The 17966-nt window shown below is 70.7% G+C and carries 11 protein-coding genes; 6 read left to right on the top strand and 5 right to left on the bottom strand.

Going from position 1 to position 17966, the window contains the following annotated elements; genetic code table 11:
• From ACQP2E_RS22285 to pgm, 3 genes are all read right to left on the bottom strand, one after another.
• Complete coding sequence (locus ACQP2E_RS22285) at nucleotides 1–1347, bottom strand: MFS transporter (protein ID WP_433824869.1); 1347 nt, start codon at nucleotides 1345–1347, stop codon at nucleotides 1–3.
• A gap of 43 nt (nucleotides 1348–1390) precedes the next feature.
• Nucleotides 1391–3676, bottom strand: a complete 2286-nt coding sequence (locus tag ACQP2E_RS22290) for a putative bifunctional diguanylate cyclase/phosphodiesterase (protein ID WP_433824870.1) — start codon at nucleotides 3674–3676, stop codon at nucleotides 1391–1393.
• A gap of 78 nt (nucleotides 3677–3754) precedes the next feature.
• Complete coding sequence (gene pgm / locus ACQP2E_RS22295) at nucleotides 3755–5398, bottom strand: phosphoglucomutase (alpha-D-glucose-1,6-bisphosphate-dependent) (protein WP_433824871.1); 1644 nt, start codon at nucleotides 5396–5398, stop codon at nucleotides 3755–3757.
• A gap of 88 nt (nucleotides 5399–5486) precedes the next feature.
• Here pgm and ACQP2E_RS22300 point away from each other — a divergent pair, with 88 nt between their 5' ends.
• The 3 genes from ACQP2E_RS22300 (at nucleotide 5487) to ACQP2E_RS22310 (ending at nucleotide 8715) form a co-directional block, all read left to right on the top strand.
• Nucleotides 5487–7175 (top strand): copper resistance CopC/CopD family protein, encoded by a 1689-nt coding sequence (locus ACQP2E_RS22300; RefSeq protein WP_433824872.1) that lies wholly within the window; start codon nucleotides 5487–5489, stop codon nucleotides 7173–7175.
• 254 nt (nucleotides 7176–7429) lie between these two features.
• Complete coding sequence (locus tag ACQP2E_RS22305; protein WP_433824873.1) at nucleotides 7430–7771, top strand: STAS domain-containing protein; 342 nt, start codon at nucleotides 7430–7432, stop codon at nucleotides 7769–7771.
• A 152-nt stretch (nucleotides 7772–7923) separates the two neighbouring features.
• Entirely contained in the window at nucleotides 7924–8715 is a 792-nt protein-coding gene (locus ACQP2E_RS22310) for a YaaA family protein (protein WP_433824874.1), read from the top strand.
• Nucleotides 8716–8718: 3 nt separating this feature from the next.
• On the opposite strand, the gene ACQP2E_RS22315 is transcribed toward ACQP2E_RS22310, so the two are convergent.
• A complete protein-coding gene (locus ACQP2E_RS22315; RefSeq protein WP_433824875.1) occupies nucleotides 8719–9234 on the bottom strand; it encodes an FKBP-type peptidyl-prolyl cis-trans isomerase in 516 nt (171 codons plus the stop codon).
• Nucleotides 9235–9452: 218 nt separating this feature from the next.
• Between ACQP2E_RS22315 and ACQP2E_RS22320 the strand changes: the two genes are divergently transcribed.
• The 3 genes from ACQP2E_RS22320 to ACQP2E_RS22330 all read left to right on the top strand — a co-directional run bounded on the left by ACQP2E_RS22320 (nucleotide 9453) and on the right by ACQP2E_RS22330 (nucleotide 16803).
• Nucleotides 9453–10298: a hypothetical protein gene (locus ACQP2E_RS22320; RefSeq protein WP_433824876.1), complete on the top strand. Its 846-nt coding sequence runs from the start codon at nucleotides 9453–9455 to the stop codon at nucleotides 10296–10298.
• Between the two features lie 36 nt (nucleotides 10299–10334).
• The gene (locus tag ACQP2E_RS22325; protein ID WP_433824877.1) at nucleotides 10335–15293 is read left to right on the top strand and encodes an MMPL family transporter; all 4959 of its coding nucleotides are present in this window, start codon (nucleotides 10335–10337) and stop codon (nucleotides 15291–15293) included.
• An 88-nt stretch (nucleotides 15294–15381) separates the two neighbouring features.
• Nucleotides 15382–16803 (top strand): SDR family NAD(P)-dependent oxidoreductase, encoded by a 1422-nt coding sequence (locus ACQP2E_RS22330; protein ID WP_433824878.1) that lies wholly within the window; start codon nucleotides 15382–15384, stop codon nucleotides 16801–16803.
• Between the two features lie 61 nt (nucleotides 16804–16864).
• On the opposite strand, the gene ACQP2E_RS22335 is transcribed toward ACQP2E_RS22330, so the two are convergent.
• The gene (locus tag ACQP2E_RS22335) at nucleotides 16865–17884 is read right to left on the bottom strand and encodes a hypothetical protein (RefSeq protein ID WP_433824879.1); all 1020 of its coding nucleotides are present in this window, start codon (nucleotides 17882–17884) and stop codon (nucleotides 16865–16867) included.
• Nucleotides 17885–17966: the final 82 nt, after the last annotated feature.

Here is a 17966-nt window from a genome sequence, read left to right on the forward strand (position 1 = left end):
TCAGCTGAGCGATTCAGCGGGTGCGGCGGCCGGCCCGGCCGTCGCCCTGCTGTTCAGCCGCCGATAGGGGCGGCTCACCAGGGCCAGCGCGGTCGCGATCACGCCGATGATGCCGGTCAGCACGAACACCAGGGCGATCCCCCGGTCCGCGCCGGTGCCGAACCACGGCCCCAGCTCCCGCGCGCCCCACCCGTCGGTCATGAACGGGATGAACACGAACTGGGTGATCGGCGAGATCAGGAACGCGGTCAGCGGCGACGCGGCCTGCTCGGCGCTCTGTGCCAGCCCGAAGACCCGCCCCTGCCGCTCGTACGGCACCACCTTCTGCAGGATGGTCTGTTCGGCGGCCTCGGCGTACGGCATCAGCAGCATGTAGAGGTAGAGCCCGGCGGCAAGCCACCAGATCGACGCGCGCAGCGGGAACACGATGATGATCGCCCAGAGCACCACGTTGATCAGCAGGAGCAGGCGCACCGGGCGGCGGCCGAGCCCGGTCCGAGACACCGCCAGCCCGCCGACGATCATGCCGGTGCTCAGCACACCCCAGAGCAGGCCCCACGACTGCACCGAGACGAGCGACAGTCCGTACGCGTCGGCGAGGGCCATGAACACCCCGCCGAGGAAGTTGTTGAACGTGCTGAACAGGATCAGCGCGGTCAGCCCGGGAACGCCCGCGATGATCCGCAGGGTGCCACGGAGGTCGACGCCCGATTTATCGGCAATCTCGCCCGGGGCGACCACTCTCTCCGGGATCGTCACGAACGACAGGTGCACCATCGCTAAAACCAGCGACGCGATCCCCAGGATCAGCACCGAGCGCATCCCGTCGAACGCCACCAGCACCCCACTGATCACCGACGTGGTCAGGAAGGTGGTGCCGGTGACCGTACCCACGAGGCCGTTGGCCCGATCCCGGGTGTCCTCCTCGATCAGCAGCGTGACCAGGGTGGGCAACGCGATCGTCCGGATGTTGCCGGCGATCACGCCGAACATGATCAGCAGGATCAGCGCCCAGAGCGGGACGCCGGCCGGATCGTGGAATTCATCCGCCGGGGTGACCAGGTAGACCGCGAGGGCGCCCGCGTAGAAGAGCAGCGACGCGAACGCCGAGGCCTGCAGCGCGGTCTTCTTCCGGTGACCGTCCACGATGCTGCCGAACCAGATCCCGGTCGCCGCGGTGAGCACCAGGAAGATCCCGGAGATCACCCCGGTGGCGAAGACCGACCTGGTCTGCAGGTAAACCCAGAACGTCACGGCGAACCAGGCGGTGAAGTTCATGACCGACACCAGGAGCGTGTTGGCGAGGATCTGGTAGAAGGTCTTCACATGGCCCTGGATGACGGTCATGCAGACAAGGTACGACCTCAAGGGCGGTCGAGGTCCAGCGGTTTCAGGCCGCTCGCACCGGATCGGCGGCCATCAGCGCGCCGCACTCGTCGGCCGGCAGCGGCTTGGCCATGAAGAACCCCTGGCCGTACCGATACCCCAGCGCCCGCAGCCGATCCATCTGGGCCTGGCTCTCGATGCCCTCGGCGACCGCCTTGAGCTGCAGATGCTCGGCGAGCTGGGCGACCGCACCGGCCACCGCGAGCCGGCCCCGGTCCTCACCGTCGGCGATGCCGTCCACGAACGACTTGTCCAGTTTCAGCACGTCCACCGGGAAGGCCCGGAGCAGGCTCAGCGACGACTGACCGGTGCCGAAGTCGTCGAGCGCGAGCCGCACACCCATGTCGTGCAGCTGCTCCAGGGTCTCCCGGACCTGCCAGCCGTCGACCACCGACGACTCGGTGACCTCCAGGATCAGATTGATCGCGGTCAGCCCGGTCTCGCTGAGCACGGCCGCCACCTCGTCGACCAGGCCGGCCTCGCGCAGCTGGCGGACCGCGACGTTCACGTTGATCGCCTCGATCGCGCCGGCCCCGTGCTCGGCACGCCAGCGGGCGAGCTGCTCGCAGGCTTCCCGGAGCACCCAGGCGCCGAGCGGCACGATCAGCCCGGAGCGCTCGGCGACCGGGATGAACTCGGCCGGCGAGACGAACCCGCGCTGCGGGTGCTGCCAGCGGACCAGCGCCTCGGCGCCGTGCAGGCGGCCGGTGACCAGGTCGAAGACGGGCTGGTAGAGCAGCCGCAGCTCGCCGCGGATGATGGCGTTGCGCAGCTCGCTGGCGACCCGGGCATGGCTGACCATGTCCTGGCGCATCTGCGGCTCGAACCGGATCCAGGAGGCCTTGCCGGCTTCCTTGGCGGCGTACATGGCGATGTCGGCGTTGCGCAGCACCTCGTCGGCCGTCTCGCCGGTGTCGGCGATCGCGATACCGGCGCTGGCGTGCAGCAGCAGGTGCTGGTCACCGAGGTGGAACGGGTCGGCGAGCGCGGCCAGCAGCCGGCCCGCGGCGGCCTCGGCGGCCGGCGGGTCGTCGAGCGGCAGCAGCACGGCGAACTCGTCACCGCCGAGCCGGGCCGGCAGCTCGCCGGCCTGGCAGAGCCCGCGCAGCCGCTGCGCCACCTGGTAGAGCAGCTGGTCGCCGGCGGCCGGGCCGAGCGTGTCGTTGATCATCTTGAAGTCGTCGACGTCGATCAGCAGGGCGGTGGCCGCCTGGTGGTCACCGAGCCGTTCGCCGAGGACCACGCTGAAGCGGGTGCGGTTCGGCAGGCCGGTGAGCGTGTCGCTGAGCGCGAGCCGTTCCAGCTCGGCCTGCTGCTGCCGGATCCCGCGCAGCGCGATGGTGTTCTCCCGCAGGCTGAGCAGCTGGCGGGCGACCACGAACCCGGTGATCAGCACGGCGCCGATGATCACGGTGCGCTGCCGGGTGTTCATGTCCTGGGCGCTGACCGTCACCACCAGCGCGGCCGTGGCGGTGACCGCGAGGAACGGCAGCAGGTTGAAGAGCGAGCGGTGGGTGAGCAGCTCCCGGGGCGGGGCGGCCAGGGCCCGGCGCTGCACCAGGGCGGCCGTGCAGACCGCGGTCCCGATCAGCGGCAGGGCCAGCACGGACAGCGCCAGCCGGCTCCAGTCCTCGCCCGCGATCAGCAGGATGTTGCCGCCGATGGCGACCACCGGCGCGACGGTCAGCACCCGCAGCGCGACCGGGTCGACGAGGGTCTCCGGGCGGGACGCGGCCTTGCCGATCACCACGAGCAGCAGCACGCCGCCGACGCCGACGATCGCCGCGGAGGTCCGGGAGACGAGCGACGTTCCCTCGGGCGCGAGATCGAGGACCACGTACCAGAAGATGAGCGCGCTGGCGGTGGCCACGGTCGCGCCGTCCAGCAGCGCCCGGACCCAGCCCGCTCCGGTGCGTTTCGGCCCGGGCAGCCCCAGGAACCCGAGCATCAGCAGCAGGACGCCGCACAGCATCGGCACCGCGGTCTGCCAGGACAGGCCGGTGTCGTTGTTGGCTCGGGCCAGGGTGACGCACGAGGCGACGAGCAGGCAGAACGAGGCGTGTTCCAGACGGCGCCAGAATGTGCGTACCGGCCGGGACAGCCGCACCTGCCGGGCGATCCGCCAGCTGGCGAAGACCGCGGCGGCCAGGGCGATCGGGCCGGCCGCGTACCCGAATGTCACATCCGACTCGTGGCGCACCCCGAGCCACACGAGAACCCCGGCGACGGCGGCGACAGCCACGATCGTCGGAGCGAGCCCACCGGCTCGCTGCCTCTCGGGTGCACTCACGGTGTCCGACTGCTCCTCGCCGACTGGTACGCCTTCCTTGCGGGATACCAGTCGGCGAGAAGACGCGGAACCTGAGTTCTAACTGTTCAGCGCCGCGGAAACCACCCCGCGTGCTTCTTCCTGGATGCGGGCCAGATGGTCCGGGCCGTGGAACGACTCGGCGTAGATCTTGTAGACGTCCTCGGTGCCGGACGGCCGGGCTGCGAACCAGCCCGACTCGGTCACCACCTTGAGGCCGCCGATCGCCGCGCCGTTGCCGGGCGCGCTGGTCAGCACGCTGGTGATCGGCTCACCGGCCAGCTCTTTGGCGGTCACCTGGGACGGCGACAGCTTGCCGAGGACGGCTTTCTGCTCCCGGGTGGCGGGCGCGTCGATCCGCGCGTACGCCGGCTCGCCGAAGCGTGCGGTCAGCTCCGCGTAGTGCTGCGACGGCGTCTTGCCGGTGGTGGCGATGATCTCGGACGCCAGCAGGTCGAGCAGGATGCCGTCCTTGTCGGTGCTCCACACGCTGCCGTCGCGGCGCAGGAACGACGCCCCGGCGCTCTCCTCGCCGCCGAACCCGATCGACGCGTCCAGCAGGCCGGGCACGAACCACTTGAAGCCGACCGGCACCTCGTCGAGACGCCGGCCCAGGTCGGCCGCGACCCGGTCGATCATCGAGGAGGAGACCAGGGTCTTGCCGATCCCGGCGGTGGCCGGCCAGTCGGTACGCGCCCGGAACAGGTATCCGATCGCCACCGCGAGGTAGTGGTTCGGGTTCATCAGCCCGCCGTCCGGGGTGACGATGCCGTGCCGGTCGGCGTCGGCGTCGTTGCCGGTGGCGATCTGGTACTTGTCCTTCTGCGCGATCAGCGACGCCATCGCGTACGGCGATGAGCAGTCCATCCGGATCTTGCCGTCCCAGTCCAGCGTCATGAAGCCGAACGTCGGGTCGACCGCCGGGTTCACCACGGTCAGGTCGAGGCCGTGCCGGTCGGCGATCTCGCCCCAGTAGTGCACGCTGGCCCCGCCGAGCGGGTCGGCGCCGATCCGGACACCGGCCCGCCGGATCGCCTCGATGTCGATCACGCTCGGCAGATCGTCGACGTACGCGGCCAGGTAGTCGTATCCGGAGACGGTGGCCGACTCGCGGGCCCGGACCGCGCTGATCCGGCGCACGTCCTTGAGACCGCCGGCGACCAGGTCGTTCGCCCGGTCCTGGATCCACCGGGTGGCGTCGGTGTCGGCCGGCCCGCCGTTCGGCGGGTTGTACTTGAAGCCGCCGTCGTCCGGCGGGTTGTGCGACGGGGTGACCACGACGCCGTCCGCGTAACTGCCGGTGCGACCGCGGTTGTAGGTCAGGATCGCGTGCGACAGCGCCGGCGTCGGGGTGTATCCGTCCCGGCTGTCGATCAGCGTGGTCACGTCGTTCGCGGCGAACACCTCGAGCGCGGTGATCATGGCCGGCTCGCTCAGCGCGTGGGTGTCCCGGCCGAGGAACAGCGGGCCATCGGTGCCCTGCGCCTTGCGGTACTCGACGATCGCCTGGCTGGTGGCAGCGATGTGATCCTCGTTGAACGCGGTGCGCAGGCTGGACCCGCGATGACCGGAGGTGCCGAACGCGACGCGCTGCCCCGCCTGGGACGGATCGGGGTGCTCGGTGTAGTAACGCGAGATGACTTTCGGCACGTCGATCAGATCGGCCGGTTCGGCGGGCTTGCCGGCACGGGGGTGGGTGGACATCGCGGCCTCCTCAGGAGCGTGGACCTGTGCGGAATCGTATCGAGCCGCTCACTTGAACCTTTCCCCCGCATCATCCGAACTACCTCACGTGATCCGGGTCGTTCCACGCGTACTGTTGCTCCTGCTCGTGCTGCTGGGAGCGCTTGTCGCGTCGCCGGGCCCGGCTTCCGCGCACGCCGCGACCATCGGCGCCGTCCCCGCGCCCGGCAGCGTCATCGGCAGCTCCCCCACCGAGATCACCGTTACGTTCAGTGAGCCGATCAGCCCGGTCACCGGCCAGATCCAGGTGATCGCCCCCGACGGCGAGCGCATCAACGCCACTCCCACGGTGCGGGGCGCTGTGCTGCGCATCCCGGTCCGCGCCGCGCAACGCCCGCTCGGCACCTACCTCGTCAGCTTCCGGGTGATCTCCGCGGACAGCCACCCGGTCGGCGGCGCCATCACCTTCTCGGTGGGCGCGCCCTCGGCGCGACCCGAGGCCGCGACCACCACCGGCTCCCACCCCTCGGTCACCCTCGCGATCCCCGCCTTCAAATTCCTGGGGTACGCGGGAATCACGCTGATCGCGGGCCCGGCGATGTTCCTGGCCTTCCTGTGGCCCCGCAAACGCTCCCGGACGGGGGCGATCCGGCTGATCAGGATCGGTCTGGCCCTGACAGCCGTGGCGACGCTCGGCGCGCTCGGCACCCAAGCGCAGCAGGGCAGCGGGAGCGCGCTGTGGCAGGTGTCCTGGTCCGAGGTGACGACCGTGGTGAACAGCCAGTTCGGGCTCCTGCTGGTGGCCCGGCTGATCGCTGTCGGCCTGCTGGCGGTGCTGCTGCCGCCGCTGGTGCGCGCCTCGCCACCCGGCGTCACGGGTCAGCGGATGCGTGCCGGCTCACCATCCGGTTCCCCGGGCCGGCGGGTGCGTGCCGCCGGTGTGCTCCTGATCGCCGCTCTCGGCCTCGCCACCTGGCCGCTGACCGGGCACGCCATCGCGGCGCCGATGCCGGCTGTCACCGTCGTGGTCGGCGTCGTGCACATGGCGGCGATGGCCGTGTGGATCGGTGGCCTGGTGACGCTCGCCGGGTTCCTGCTGCGCGGCACCGACCGGCGCCTGCTCGGCGTGCTGCTCCCGGCCTGGTCACGGTGGGCCGGCCTGGCAGTGGTCTGGCTCGTCACGGCCGGCCTGGTGCAGTCGGTGGTCCAGCTGGGATCGCTGCCGGCCCTCTGGCAGACCGGGTACGGGCAGCTGCTGCTCGCCAAAGCCGGCCTGCTCGTCGGCGTCCTGGCGTTTGCCGCCGTCGCCCGTCGCCTGGTCGCCCGGGTTGCCGCGACCGGGGCCGCGGGCCTGCTCCGCACGGTAGGCATCGAGGTGGCGGCCACCGTGCTGATCCTCGGTCTGAGCGCCGTGCTCGTGCAGGTGGACCCGGGCCGCACCGCCGCCGCGCGCGAGGGCGCGGTGTCCGGCAGGGGCCTGTCGGAGACGCTGACCAGCCCGATCTACTCGCTGCAGTTCAACATCTACCCGGTGGAGCTCGGCGAGTACAACACGGTGCACGCCTTCCTCTACACGCCGGACGGCAGCCCGCTGCGGGCCGCGGAATGGCAGCTCTCCAGCCGCCTGGTCAGCCAGAACCTGGAAGCGGTGCAGGAGGCCATCGCCCCGCTACCGGCGGGTCACCAGGCCCTCGGCTCCATCACCTTCCCCATCCCGGGCACGTACGAGGTCGCCTTCACCATCCGCGTCGACGACCTGAACCGCGCAACAGTGAAAACCTCGGTAACGGTCCCCTGACCGACCCCACACCGGCCCCTCCTTGCGTGTTGAGTTCGGGTGCGATCCTCACCTCAGATCGACACAGTCGCCCAGCTCGCGGCGCGTGTGTGGAACAAGGGCGCGGATCGAACCCGAACTCAACACGCAAACTCTGCGCTGCGCTCTCCCGCCCGGTGGTCTGCGCCGCTGGGTGGTTCGCGTCGCACGTGATGTTCGCGGACAGGTGACTGCGCGTCACTTTCTGGGCAGAAGTAGTCCGGGAGGTGACCGTGGTGCGTGTTTCTTCGGAGGAGACAGCCGGGGTCGTCGTCGTGACAGTGCGCGGCAACCTGGATCTCGACAGTGCCCCGAGCCTGGCCATCGGGCTGGACGAAGCGCTCTCCCGGGATCAGCCCCGCGTGGTGGTCGACCTGTCCCGGGTGGAGTTCTGCGATTCGATCGGGCTGAGCACGTTCGTGGTCGGGCACAACCGGGCCCGGGCGGCAGGCGGCTGGTTACGGATCGCCGCGCCCTCCGAGTTCCTGGAGCAGCTGCTCGACACGGTGGGCCTGGCCGGCCGGCTCGGCGTCTACGCGACAGTGGACGACGCCCTCGCCGGCCGCCCGGACGCCTGACCGGCACCGAGGACGCCCGGCGGGCGAACCACCCGGCGCACCCCGGACGGCCGGGCACGGTGTCACCCCGGCGCACTCGGACGGCCGGGCACGGTGTCACCCCGGCGCGTCCCGCACAAGCTGGGCACGGGACGGCCGGTTAGTCTCGCCGCGTGCTGATCCTGCTGCCGCCGTCCGAGGGCAAGACCACCGCGACCACCGGTGACCCGGTCGACCTTGCCGGCCTCTGGCTGCCCGAGCTCGCGACCGCCCGCACCCGGGTGCTCCACCGCCTCGTCGCTCTGTGTAAGCGAACGAGCGAACGCTCGGTGACCGACTCGCTGACCGTTCTCGGACTCAGCGCCGGGCAGCGCGACGAGGTCACCCGGAACGCCGTGCTGCACACCGCGCCGGCCGCGCCCGCGTCCGAGGTCTACACCGGTGTGCTCTACGAGGCTCTCGACCCGGCCGGGCTCACCGGTGAATCACGGGAGTGGCTGGACCGGACGGCCGTCGTCTTCTCCGGGTTGTGGGGCGCGGTCCGGCTCGGCGATCGGATCCCGGCTTACCGCTGCTCGATCGGTGTCACTCTGCCGGCGCCGGTCGGTGGGCTCACCCCGTACTGGAAAAAGGCTCTGAAGCCGGTGCTGGACCGCCTGGAGGGACCCGTTCTGGATCTTCGCTCGGGTGCTTATGTGGCGATGTGGGCGCCTGGCGCGCAGAGCGCGCAAGTCCGGGTGCTGCACGAACGCACCGTCGGCGGGGTGGTGAAGCGGGCCGTGGTGAGCCACTTCAACAAGGCCACGAAGGGGCGCCTGGTTCGCGCGCTGGCCGAGGATCGCGCCACGCCGGAGACGGCGGACGAACTGGTCACGGCGTTGCGCGACCTGAAGTTCACGGTCGAGGAGCGGCCTGCCGGCCAGGGCAGGCCGCGTCAGCTCGACATCGTGGTCAGTGATCTGTAACGGTCACTTCGCGTCGAGGATGTCGACGACGAAGCGCAGGTCGCCACGCTGCGGACCGTAAGCGAGGTCCTGCGGGACGTCGAGCTGGATCCGGCTGCCGACCTTCTGGCCGGGGATCCCCTGGTCCCAGCCCTTGATCAGCTCGCCGGTGCCGATCCGGGTGGAGAACGGCGCCTTGGTGGCCCACGACGAGTCGATCACGTCGCCGGTGGTGTACGAGACCAGCTTGTAGTTGACAGTGATGGTCTGACCAGCGGTGACGACCGGGCCGGTGCCCGGGATCAGCTCCTTGATCGTGAGCTTCTCGAGGGTGCCGGTGCCGGCGGTGACCTCGGGCTCCACGGTGAGCGGATCCACCGGCGCCGCGGACCGGGTGGCGGCCGCAGCGGTGGGCGTCGCGTCGCTGTCGCCGGATCGGACCCAGAAGACGACGGCGGCGAGCACCGCGAAGACCAGGACCGCGGTCAGCACGCCGGCGATGGCCCGGCCTCGGCTCGTGGTGTCGAACGTGTCGCTCATGCAAATCCCCCGCCGGTGTCGGAAACTTCGGACACGGTACTCGGGTCCGGGACGAAAGCCGCGAAGAACCTCCGCCGAATCACCGATGCCCCTGATCGTCCGTAAGTCCGGAGACGAGTCCCACTCTTCACTCCTGGCCCAACAGATGAGATCGTTTATCGCCCCCTGCCCCCGTGAGCGCCCCCTCCCCGTGAGCCAACGCCTGATCCGGAGGACCCTTGTCCGATCAGACGCCACCGGAAAAGCCTGGACAGAGCCTCGTGCTCCGCGGCCGACCGGACGTCCCCGCCATGCTGCTGGAAGAGAAACGATCCTGGCGCGAGTACTTCGCACCCGGATTGGTGATCTTCCTGGGCGCGGTCGCGGTGATCGCCTTCGGGCTGGTCGTCGTCACCCGCGGCGACGATCCCCAGCCGTCGAACACCACACCGGTCCTCGGTGGCCTCGGCGAGCCGACGGCCGCCCAGGTGCCGATCCCGCTGCCCAGCGCGTCGCCCTCGATCAGCCCGGTGCCTGTCGACTCGATCGCGATCGAACGGTCCGCCGTTCCCGACCGGGTCGACCTGAGCGCCGAGGGCACGATCGACTGGGTGCACTGGGGTGAGCAGGGCGCGTACACCCTCGAACGCAACGCCAACGGCGGGTTCGCGATCCTGGAAGGCACGCCGGATCCGTCCCGCGCCCGGCACACCGCCAGCCCGGAGACGTACAGCTGGACCGGTGGCCACCCGCTCGCCGAGGCCAGCGGCGTGACCAGCGGCGTACGGTCCTGCGACGCCGGCAGCGGGTTCACGCTCTCCGCGCCGGCCGGGACCCGGGACACGACACTGCGCCTCTACGTCGGCATGATCGCCGGACGAGGCTCGCTGGAGGTCCGGCTGTCCACCGGCGGCAAGGTCGTCACCGACTCCTGGGAGCAGACCGGGGAGTCGATGGCCACCGCTGCCTACACGGTGAGCTACACCTCTTCGGGTACTGGCAAGATCTCCATCAAGTGGATCACCGACGAGTCCTTCGACGAGGACTGCGGCGGGGTCACCCTGCAGGCCGCGACCCTGAGCTGACCTGCTTTTTCTGACCCTCATCCGGAAGGGGAGCTTGTGTTCGCGGGCTGGGGATCGCAGGTTGCCCGCCTTCGGTGGCCGGTTCTGATCATCGCGCTCGTCGCGGTGCTCGGCGCCGGGACCTGGGGCTTCGGGGTGTTCGATCGGCTCACCGAGGGCGGTTACAGCGATCCGGGCTCGGAGTCCGCGCGCGCCGCCGAGGTGGTCGCCACCGCCCTGAGCGGGCAGAGCGGCGACGTCATCGCGATCTGGACACCGGACCAGGGCACGATCGACGACGCGCCGCTGACCAAGCGGATCAAGGAACGGCTCGCGGCGCTGCCGGAGTCGGCTGTCGTCTCGTCGCCGTCCTACTGGGACAAGAAGGCGCCGCAGTTCGCCGCCGAGGACAAGTCCAGCGCGGTCGCGGTGATCACCCTGGCCGGGGCGGACGACGCCGGGAAGCTCGCCTCTTACGGCGACATAGTGGATCAGCTGGCGGTGCCCGGCGCGCACCTCCAGCTCGCCGGCGGCCTCCCCCTTGCCCACGCCTCCAACGAACGCTCCGCCTCCGACCTCGTCTTCGCCGAGATGATCTCGCTGCCGATCGTCCTGATCCTGCTGCTCTTCATCTTCGGCTCGCTGGTCGCCGCGTCCCTGCCGGTGCTCGTCGGCGGCGCCGCGGTGCTCGGCTCACTCGGTGTGCTCAACGCGGTCGCGCTCAGCCACGAGGTCAACTCGTTCGCCGTCAACGTGGCCAGCCTCCTGGGCCTCGGCATGGCGATCGATTACGGACTCTTCATGGTCGGCCGGTTCCGGGAGGAGCAGGCGTTCCACTCCACCGCCGAGGCGGTTCGGCGTACCGTCGCCACCGCCGGGCGTACCGTCCTGTTCTCCGCCACCCTGCTGATGACCGCCCTGGCCGGGCTGCTGCTGTTCCCGCAGGGCTTCCTCAAATCGCTCGCCTACGGCGGCCTCGCCGCTGTCTTCCTCGCGGCGCTGCTTTCGCTCACCCTGCTGCCCGCAGTCCTTGCCATCCTGGGTACGCGCGTCGACAAACTCCCGGTTCGTCTCCCCTCGTTCGGCAGTGGCGGCGACGGCTGGACCCGGCTCGCCGGCGCGGTGCTGCGCCGTCCGGTCCTGTTCGCGCTGCCGATCCTGGCCGGGCTGCTGGTGCTCGCGCTGCCGATCGGCGGCGTCCGCTTCGGTGAAAATGACGAGCGGGTCCTCCCCGAGGGCGACCCGTCACGCGTCGCGATCGAGACCCTCACGACCGACTACCCCCAGTTCAGTACGGGTGGTGTACAGATCGTCGTGAGTGGCTCGCCGGAGGTCGTCGCGGCCGGCTCGCCGCAGGTGGAGACGTTCACCACTGCCGCCAGCAAGATCAACGGGGTTACCGGGGTGACCACCACCGGCACGTCCAAGGACGTGATCGTGCTCAACGCGGCGCTCGCCGCGACGGACCCCTTCAGCGCCCAGGCCCGCGACGTGGTCGAGAACCTGCGCGCACTGCCCGCCCCGGACGGCACCGACGTGCTCGTCGGCGGCGCCACCGCCCGCAACGTCGACAGCATCGCCGCGATCGGCGCGAAACTCCCGCTGATGATCGCCCTGCTCACCGGGGCGACGCTGATCCTGATGTTCCTGGCGTTCGGCTCGATCCTGCTGCCGATCAAGGCCGTGGTGATGAGCGCGCTCAGCCTCACCGCCACGTTCGGCATCCTCATCTGGATCTTCCAGGACGGCCACGGCGCGGGGCTGCTCAACGTGACCCCGGCACCGCTGGAAGCCGGCATCGTCGTACTGATGGCCGCTGTCGTCTTCGGTCTCAGCACCGACTACGAGGTGTTCCTGCTGTCCCGCATGGTCGAGGCCAGGGTGAAGGGCGCGACCACGGCCGAGGCGGTCACCATCGGCCTGACCCGGACCGGCCGCGTGATCAGCGCGGCCGCCCTGCTGCTGATCGTGGTGACCGGCGCGTTCGCCCTGTCCACGGTGACAACGATGCGCTTCGTCGGCGTCGGCATGATCATCGCGCTGGTGCTGGACGCGACGGTGGTCCGGATGCTGCTGGTCCCGGCGGTCCTGGCGCTGTTCGGCGACGCGGCCTGGTGGGCGCCGGGACCGCTGAAGCGTTTGCAGGAGCGGGCCGGGCTGTCCGAGCACGGTGCCGAGCCGGCTGGGTCCGGGGCCGGGGTTGAGTCCGGGGCCGGGGCCGGGGTTGAGTCCGGGGCCGGTGTTGAGTCCGGGGCCGGGGACCGTTATCACGTCGGCGCGGCCCCCCGGCACGCGCTGCCCGGACGCCACGCCGCTGCTCCGGGCGAACCGTCCTTCGCCGAGACCGCAGGCCTGGACACGGTGGTGATCCAGCGGGGCGCCCACGCCATGCCGGCCCACGCGCTCACCGAGGCGGCCCATGCCGGCGGGCCAGCGGACGAGAACCACACGATGGTGCTGGAGTACACGGACGTCCTGGACTACATCGCCGAGAAGGAACGCGAGGCCGCACGGAACGTCCCGGTCTCACCGGCGGTACTGCCGGCAGGCGAGGGCGCGGCATCCTTTGCTGCCACCCCGCCTCCGTCGTCCTCGTTGGCGCCTTCATCGTCACCTTCGTCGCCCTCGTCGGCTGCGGATGTGGGCGCCCAGGCGCCGTTGCCACAGGTGTCGATCCCCGAAGCAACCGCCGTCAGCTCGGGAGCAACCGCTGTCAGCTCGGGCGGAATCGACGCGCCCGGTACAGCGGTCAATGCTCCTGCAGAAGAGACCACCCCGGACACCGCCACCGCTGACACCGCCACCGCTGACACCGCCACCGCTGACACCGCCACCGCTGACACCGCCACCCCTAGCACCGCCACCGCTAGCACCGCCACCCCTAGCACCGCCACCCCTGACACCGTCTCCTCTGACACGACCACGCCCGCCACCGGAGCACCCGCTGCTGGCGCACCCACCACCGACGCGGACATTTCTGGCACCGGCACCGCAGCAACAGGGGTTGAATCCCTCTCACCAGCGGATCTTGAGCGATCTTCAACCCCACAGGGTCCGGAATCGCTCAAGATCCCGGACGGGGAAGCGCTGGAGACGCCGCAGGCCGAAGAGGAACTCACCACCGGCAGCGAAATACGGCACACAGCGGACGAATCGACCGCGATCGCCGACGCTGGCAATGGCGATCGCGCTGGCAATGGCGGCGGTGGCGACGATGGCGATGGCGGCGGCGGTGGCGGCGGCGAAGATCGCGCTGGCGATGGCGGTGGCGACGATGGCGATGGCGATGGCGATGGCGATGGCGATCATGAGGACGACGTCCCCGTGGACACTCCGATCTTCGCCGAGGCACGCAGCGCAGCCGAAGAGCCCGCCGCCGAGCCCGTGGACAGCGAAGCGATCTGGGCCGAGGTCGAAGCGACCCTCGCAGCAGGCGCCGAGGTAGCGCACGGCGACCTTCCGCCGAGCGCACAGTCGACAGACGCTGCGGATCACGCCGACATCGACGCACCCGCGTCCGACGTCGATGTCGATGTCGATGTCGATGTCGATGTCGATGTGGCATCCACCCCGGTGAACCACGATGCCGACACCACCGAACCGCCGGCAATCGAACCCCCGCCCGGCCTCGCCACGACCGAACCAGCCGAGCCCCAGAACAACGATCCCCATGTAGCCCAGCACAGCGAAGCCCAGCACAACGAGGTCGAGGAGCCCGTGGCCGAGCAATCCGTGTCTGAGGAAGCCCCGGCTCCCGACCGTTCCCCCGTCGATCAGCAGGCCCCGGCCACCGAGCCCAACGCCGCCGAACCCACCGCCACCGAGCAGACCGGGCCCGAGCAGACCGACCACGTCAAGTCCGAACCCGAGCCCGACCCCGAGCCCGAGCCGACTGAAACCGAAACCGAGCCGGCTGAAGCCGAGCAGGTCGAAGCCCCGCAGGTCGAAGCCCCGCAGGCCGGCTCAGCGACGGAACCCTCCGGCGGCGAGCAAGACAGCACCGACGAAGGCGACGAATCCCCGTCCGGCGGCCCGGAAACCGTTCACGCTCCGGCGGCCAGTGCCACGGCCGAGCAACCGCCGGCCGGCGTACCCGGGCCGGATCCGTTCGCGTGGCGGAACGACCCGCGGCTCGCCAACCTGGAGCCGCCCGGAGCTGACGACTTCGGCTGGCTGCCCGGCGCCAACGGGCAGGCCGGCTCCCTCTCTCCGGAAACGAACTACGCCGAGACCACAGAACCCACCCCGGCCGCTGAGCCCGAGGCCGCGCCGAACCCGGAAACCCCGGTCCCGACCGAACCAGAGGCGACCGCGCCGCAGCCCATCGAGGCCCTGATGACCGAGCACACCACGCCTACTCCGGGCGGTCCGGACCCGGAGGACACGACACAAAAGGACACCACCCCGGAGGACACCACCCCGGAGGACACCACCCCGGAGGACACCACCCCCGAGGACACCATCCCGGAAGCCGAGCCGCGCCGGCCGCAGACGCTGGACGACTGGTTGAGCGGTACGGCCGTACCCGTCAGTGCCGTCCCCGCGCCGAGCCGGCGGCCGCAGACGCTGGGCGAGTGGCTCAGTGGTCCGCGCCCGCAGACTCTCGGCGACGTCCCGGCCAAACCCCGGCCCAACGGCCAGCCCGGCCAACCCGGCCAGCCCGGCCAACCCGGCCAACCCGGCCAACCCGGCCAGGCCGGCCAACCGACGCCGCCCGCCGCTCCGACCGCCCCCCAGGAGAACGCGGCAGCGCCACAGAACCCCACGCCCGACGAAGCAAACCCCACGCCCGACGAGGCAAACCCCACGACAGCCGAGACCGCCGCCACCGACAACCCCGCAAAAGCGCACGAAATCCCCGCAAACACCCCGGAGCCGACGCCCGCTCACGCCGTCCGCCCCCGCACCCTCGACGACTGGCTCAGCGGCCCCCGGCCACCCGCCGATCGCCCGCAAACCCTCGCCGATCAGCCCGCCACCGCCCGTGACAAGCGCGAACAGAACCAGGAAGGGTGACCCGGACCCCTTGCCCCGTCCCACCCTCAGCCGATAGGTCCCCCGGGTAAGTACAGTGCCTGCGGTGAGAACAGAGGGGGATGCGGTAATGACCGGCAGTATCGACAACGTCACGGGCGTGGACCCGGACCGCCTTGCGGTCTGCCTTGCCGTCCTGGCCGAGGTGGAATCGCTGCCGGCGGAGCATCCTGACGCGGTGGCGGTGCGGCGGGCGACCGCCGGGATCTTCAAGACGGTGAAGCTGCAGCGCCGCCGGGACCGCCGGGAGGCGATCCTGGAGAACGACCGGGCGGTGACCGAGGCGACCGCGACCGGGGCACCCGGGCGGATTGATGACGAAACGGCCGGCATTCCGCTGCGCAGCAATGTCCGGGGCGCCACGGCCGGGGTGCTGAAGCAGGCGCGTGGCTGCTACGTGTGCAAGCAGCGGTTCACCGTGGTGGATGCGTTCTACCACCAGCTCTGCCCGAAGTGCGCGGAGCTGAATCACTCCCGCCGCGATGCCCGCACCGACCTGACCGGCCGGAAAGCGCTGCTCACCGGTGGTCGCGCGAAGATCGGCATGTACATCGCGCTGCGTCTGCTGCGCGACGGCGCGGATTTGACGATCACCACGCGGTTCCCGCATGACGCCGTCCGCCGCTTCGCGGCGATGCCGGACAGCGCCGACTGGTTGCATCGGCTGCGGGTCGTGGGCATCGATCTGCGCGACCCGGCCCAGGTGGTGGGTCTCGCCGAGTCGGTGGCCTCACGCGGGTCGGTGGACATTCTTGTCAACAACGCGGCCCAGACGGTACGCCGAACCGCAGGCGCTTACTCGGAGCTGGTGGCCGCCGAGTCGGCGCCGCTGCCGGACGGGCCGTTGCCGGCCCTCGAGTACTTCGGCGGGGCGGCGACCCTCGGCGGGGCGTCCCCGGCTGCCGCCCTGGCCGCGCCGGGCACCCTTTCGCCGCAGCAGGTGACCGAGCTGGCGCTCACCGCGCGGTCGACCGGGATCGACGCGGGCGGCCTGGTCCCGGACATCACGCCGACGAACAGCTGGAGCGACCGGGTCCACGAGGTCGAGCCGATGGAGCTGCTCGAAGTGCAGCTGTGCAACGTCACGGCGCCGTTCATCCTGGTGAGCCGGCTGCGCACGGCGATGCTCGCGTCACCGTTCCCGCGACGGTACGTGGTGAACGTGTCGGCCATGGAAGGCATCTTCACCCGCGGTTACAAGGGCGCCGGGCACCCGCACACGAACATGGCGAAAGCCTCGCTCAACATGCTGACGCGCACCAGCGCGGAGGACATGTTCGCCGACGGCATCCTGATGACCAGCGTGGACACCGGCTGGATCACCGACGAGCGGCCGCATTTCACGAAGATGCGCCTGCACGAGGAGGGCTTCCACGCCCCGCTGGACCTGGTCGACGGCGCGGCCCGGGTCTACGACCCGATCATCCGCGGTGAACTCGGCGAGGACGTGTACGGCTGTTTCCTGAAGGACTACGCACCGGTCGCCTGGTAAGACGGGAGCGGGCCGCGCCCTAAGGGCGCGGCCCACGCAAAAGAGGGGTAACCCTCCCCCATCAGTTCCAGTGACCACCGCCGCCGGCCTTCGGGCCGCCGCCACCCATGCCGCCGCCGCCCTGCTGGCCGCCGCCGCCACCCATGCCGCCGCCACCTTGCTGGCCGCCGCCACCTTGCTGGCCGCCGCCACCTTGCTGGCCGCCGCCACCTTGCTGGCCGCCGCCGCCACCCTGCTGGCCGCCGCCACCTTGCTGGCCGCCGCCGCCACCCTGCTGGCCGCCGCCGCCACCCTGCTGGCCGCCGCCACCCTGCTGACCGCCACCACCCTGCTGACCGCCACCACCCTGCTGACCGCCACCACCCTGCTGACCGCCACCACCCTGCTGACCGCCACCACCCTGCTGACCGCCACCACCCTGCTGACCGCCACCACCCTGCTGACCGCCACCACCCTGCTGACCGCCACCACCCTGCTGACCGCCACCACCCTGCTGACCGCCACCACCCTTCCAGGGGCCGTCCTTCCAGTCACCAGGACCGCCGCCGCCGGGCTTGCCGGGCTTGCCCGGGCCGCCGCCCTTCCAATCGTCGGGGCCGCCGGGACCCATCTGGCCGCCCTTGTCCCAGCCGCCCTTCGGGCCGTTGCTCCACGGGCCCTTGTGCCCGTCCGGCCGGTGACCGCCGCCACGGATGTTGTATCCCTTGCCGACGATGTAGTCGGGCCGGTCCGGCCATCCCTTGGGCCAGCCGCCGCGCCACTCGCCCCAGTACCAGTCGTCTTCTTCGACCTCGAGGACGTAGTACGAGCCGCGCCACCCCCAGCCGACCTTCCAGCAGTTGAAGTCCTCCCAGGCCCCGAACCGGACACCGGTCCAGCCGGCCCGGTTGCAGGATCCCTTGAACCGGTAGTAACCGGCGATGTAGTCGTCGTCCCACCGATCACTGCTCGACTGGGCACTGGAACCAGCGGTTCCGGACTGTCCGGCAGCGGGCGCCGCCTGGGCCGGAGTCGCACCGATCATCGCGCCGGCCGCCAGACCCATGCTGGTCAAGGCAAGCGCTCGGGTTAGCTTCTTCATCTCACACCTTTTCGGACAAAACGCCATTACTCGGACTATCTGATCATGCCCAGCAACGTCCGAGCCGCTGTTTCCGCGAAGG

Source organism: Actinoplanes sp. CA-015351 (assembly GCF_050955685.1).
Classification (GTDB): Bacteria; Actinomycetota; Actinomycetes; order Mycobacteriales; family Micromonosporaceae; genus Actinoplanes.

What these genes read in the sequence shown, in the direction of transcription:
- ACQP2E_RS22285 (WP_433824869.1), bottom strand. Translation starts at nt 1,347, where the DNA reads ATGACCGTCATCCAGGGCCATGTGAAGACCTTCTACCAGATCCTCGCC.
- pgm (WP_433824871.1), bottom strand. Translation starts at nt 5,398, where the DNA reads ATGTCCACCCACCCCCGTGCCGGCAAGCCCGCCGAACCGGCCGATCTG.
- ACQP2E_RS22315 (WP_433824875.1), bottom strand. Translation starts at nt 9,234, where the DNA reads ATGAGCGACACGTTCGACACCACGAGCCGAGGCCGGGCCATCGCCGGC.
- ACQP2E_RS22330 (WP_433824878.1), top strand. Translation starts at nt 15,382, where the DNA reads ATGACCGGCAGTATCGACAACGTCACGGGCGTGGACCCGGACCGCCTT.
- ACQP2E_RS22335 (WP_433824879.1), bottom strand. Translation starts at nt 17,884, where the DNA reads ATGAAGAAGCTAACCCGAGCGCTTGCCTTGACCAGCATGGGTCTGGCG.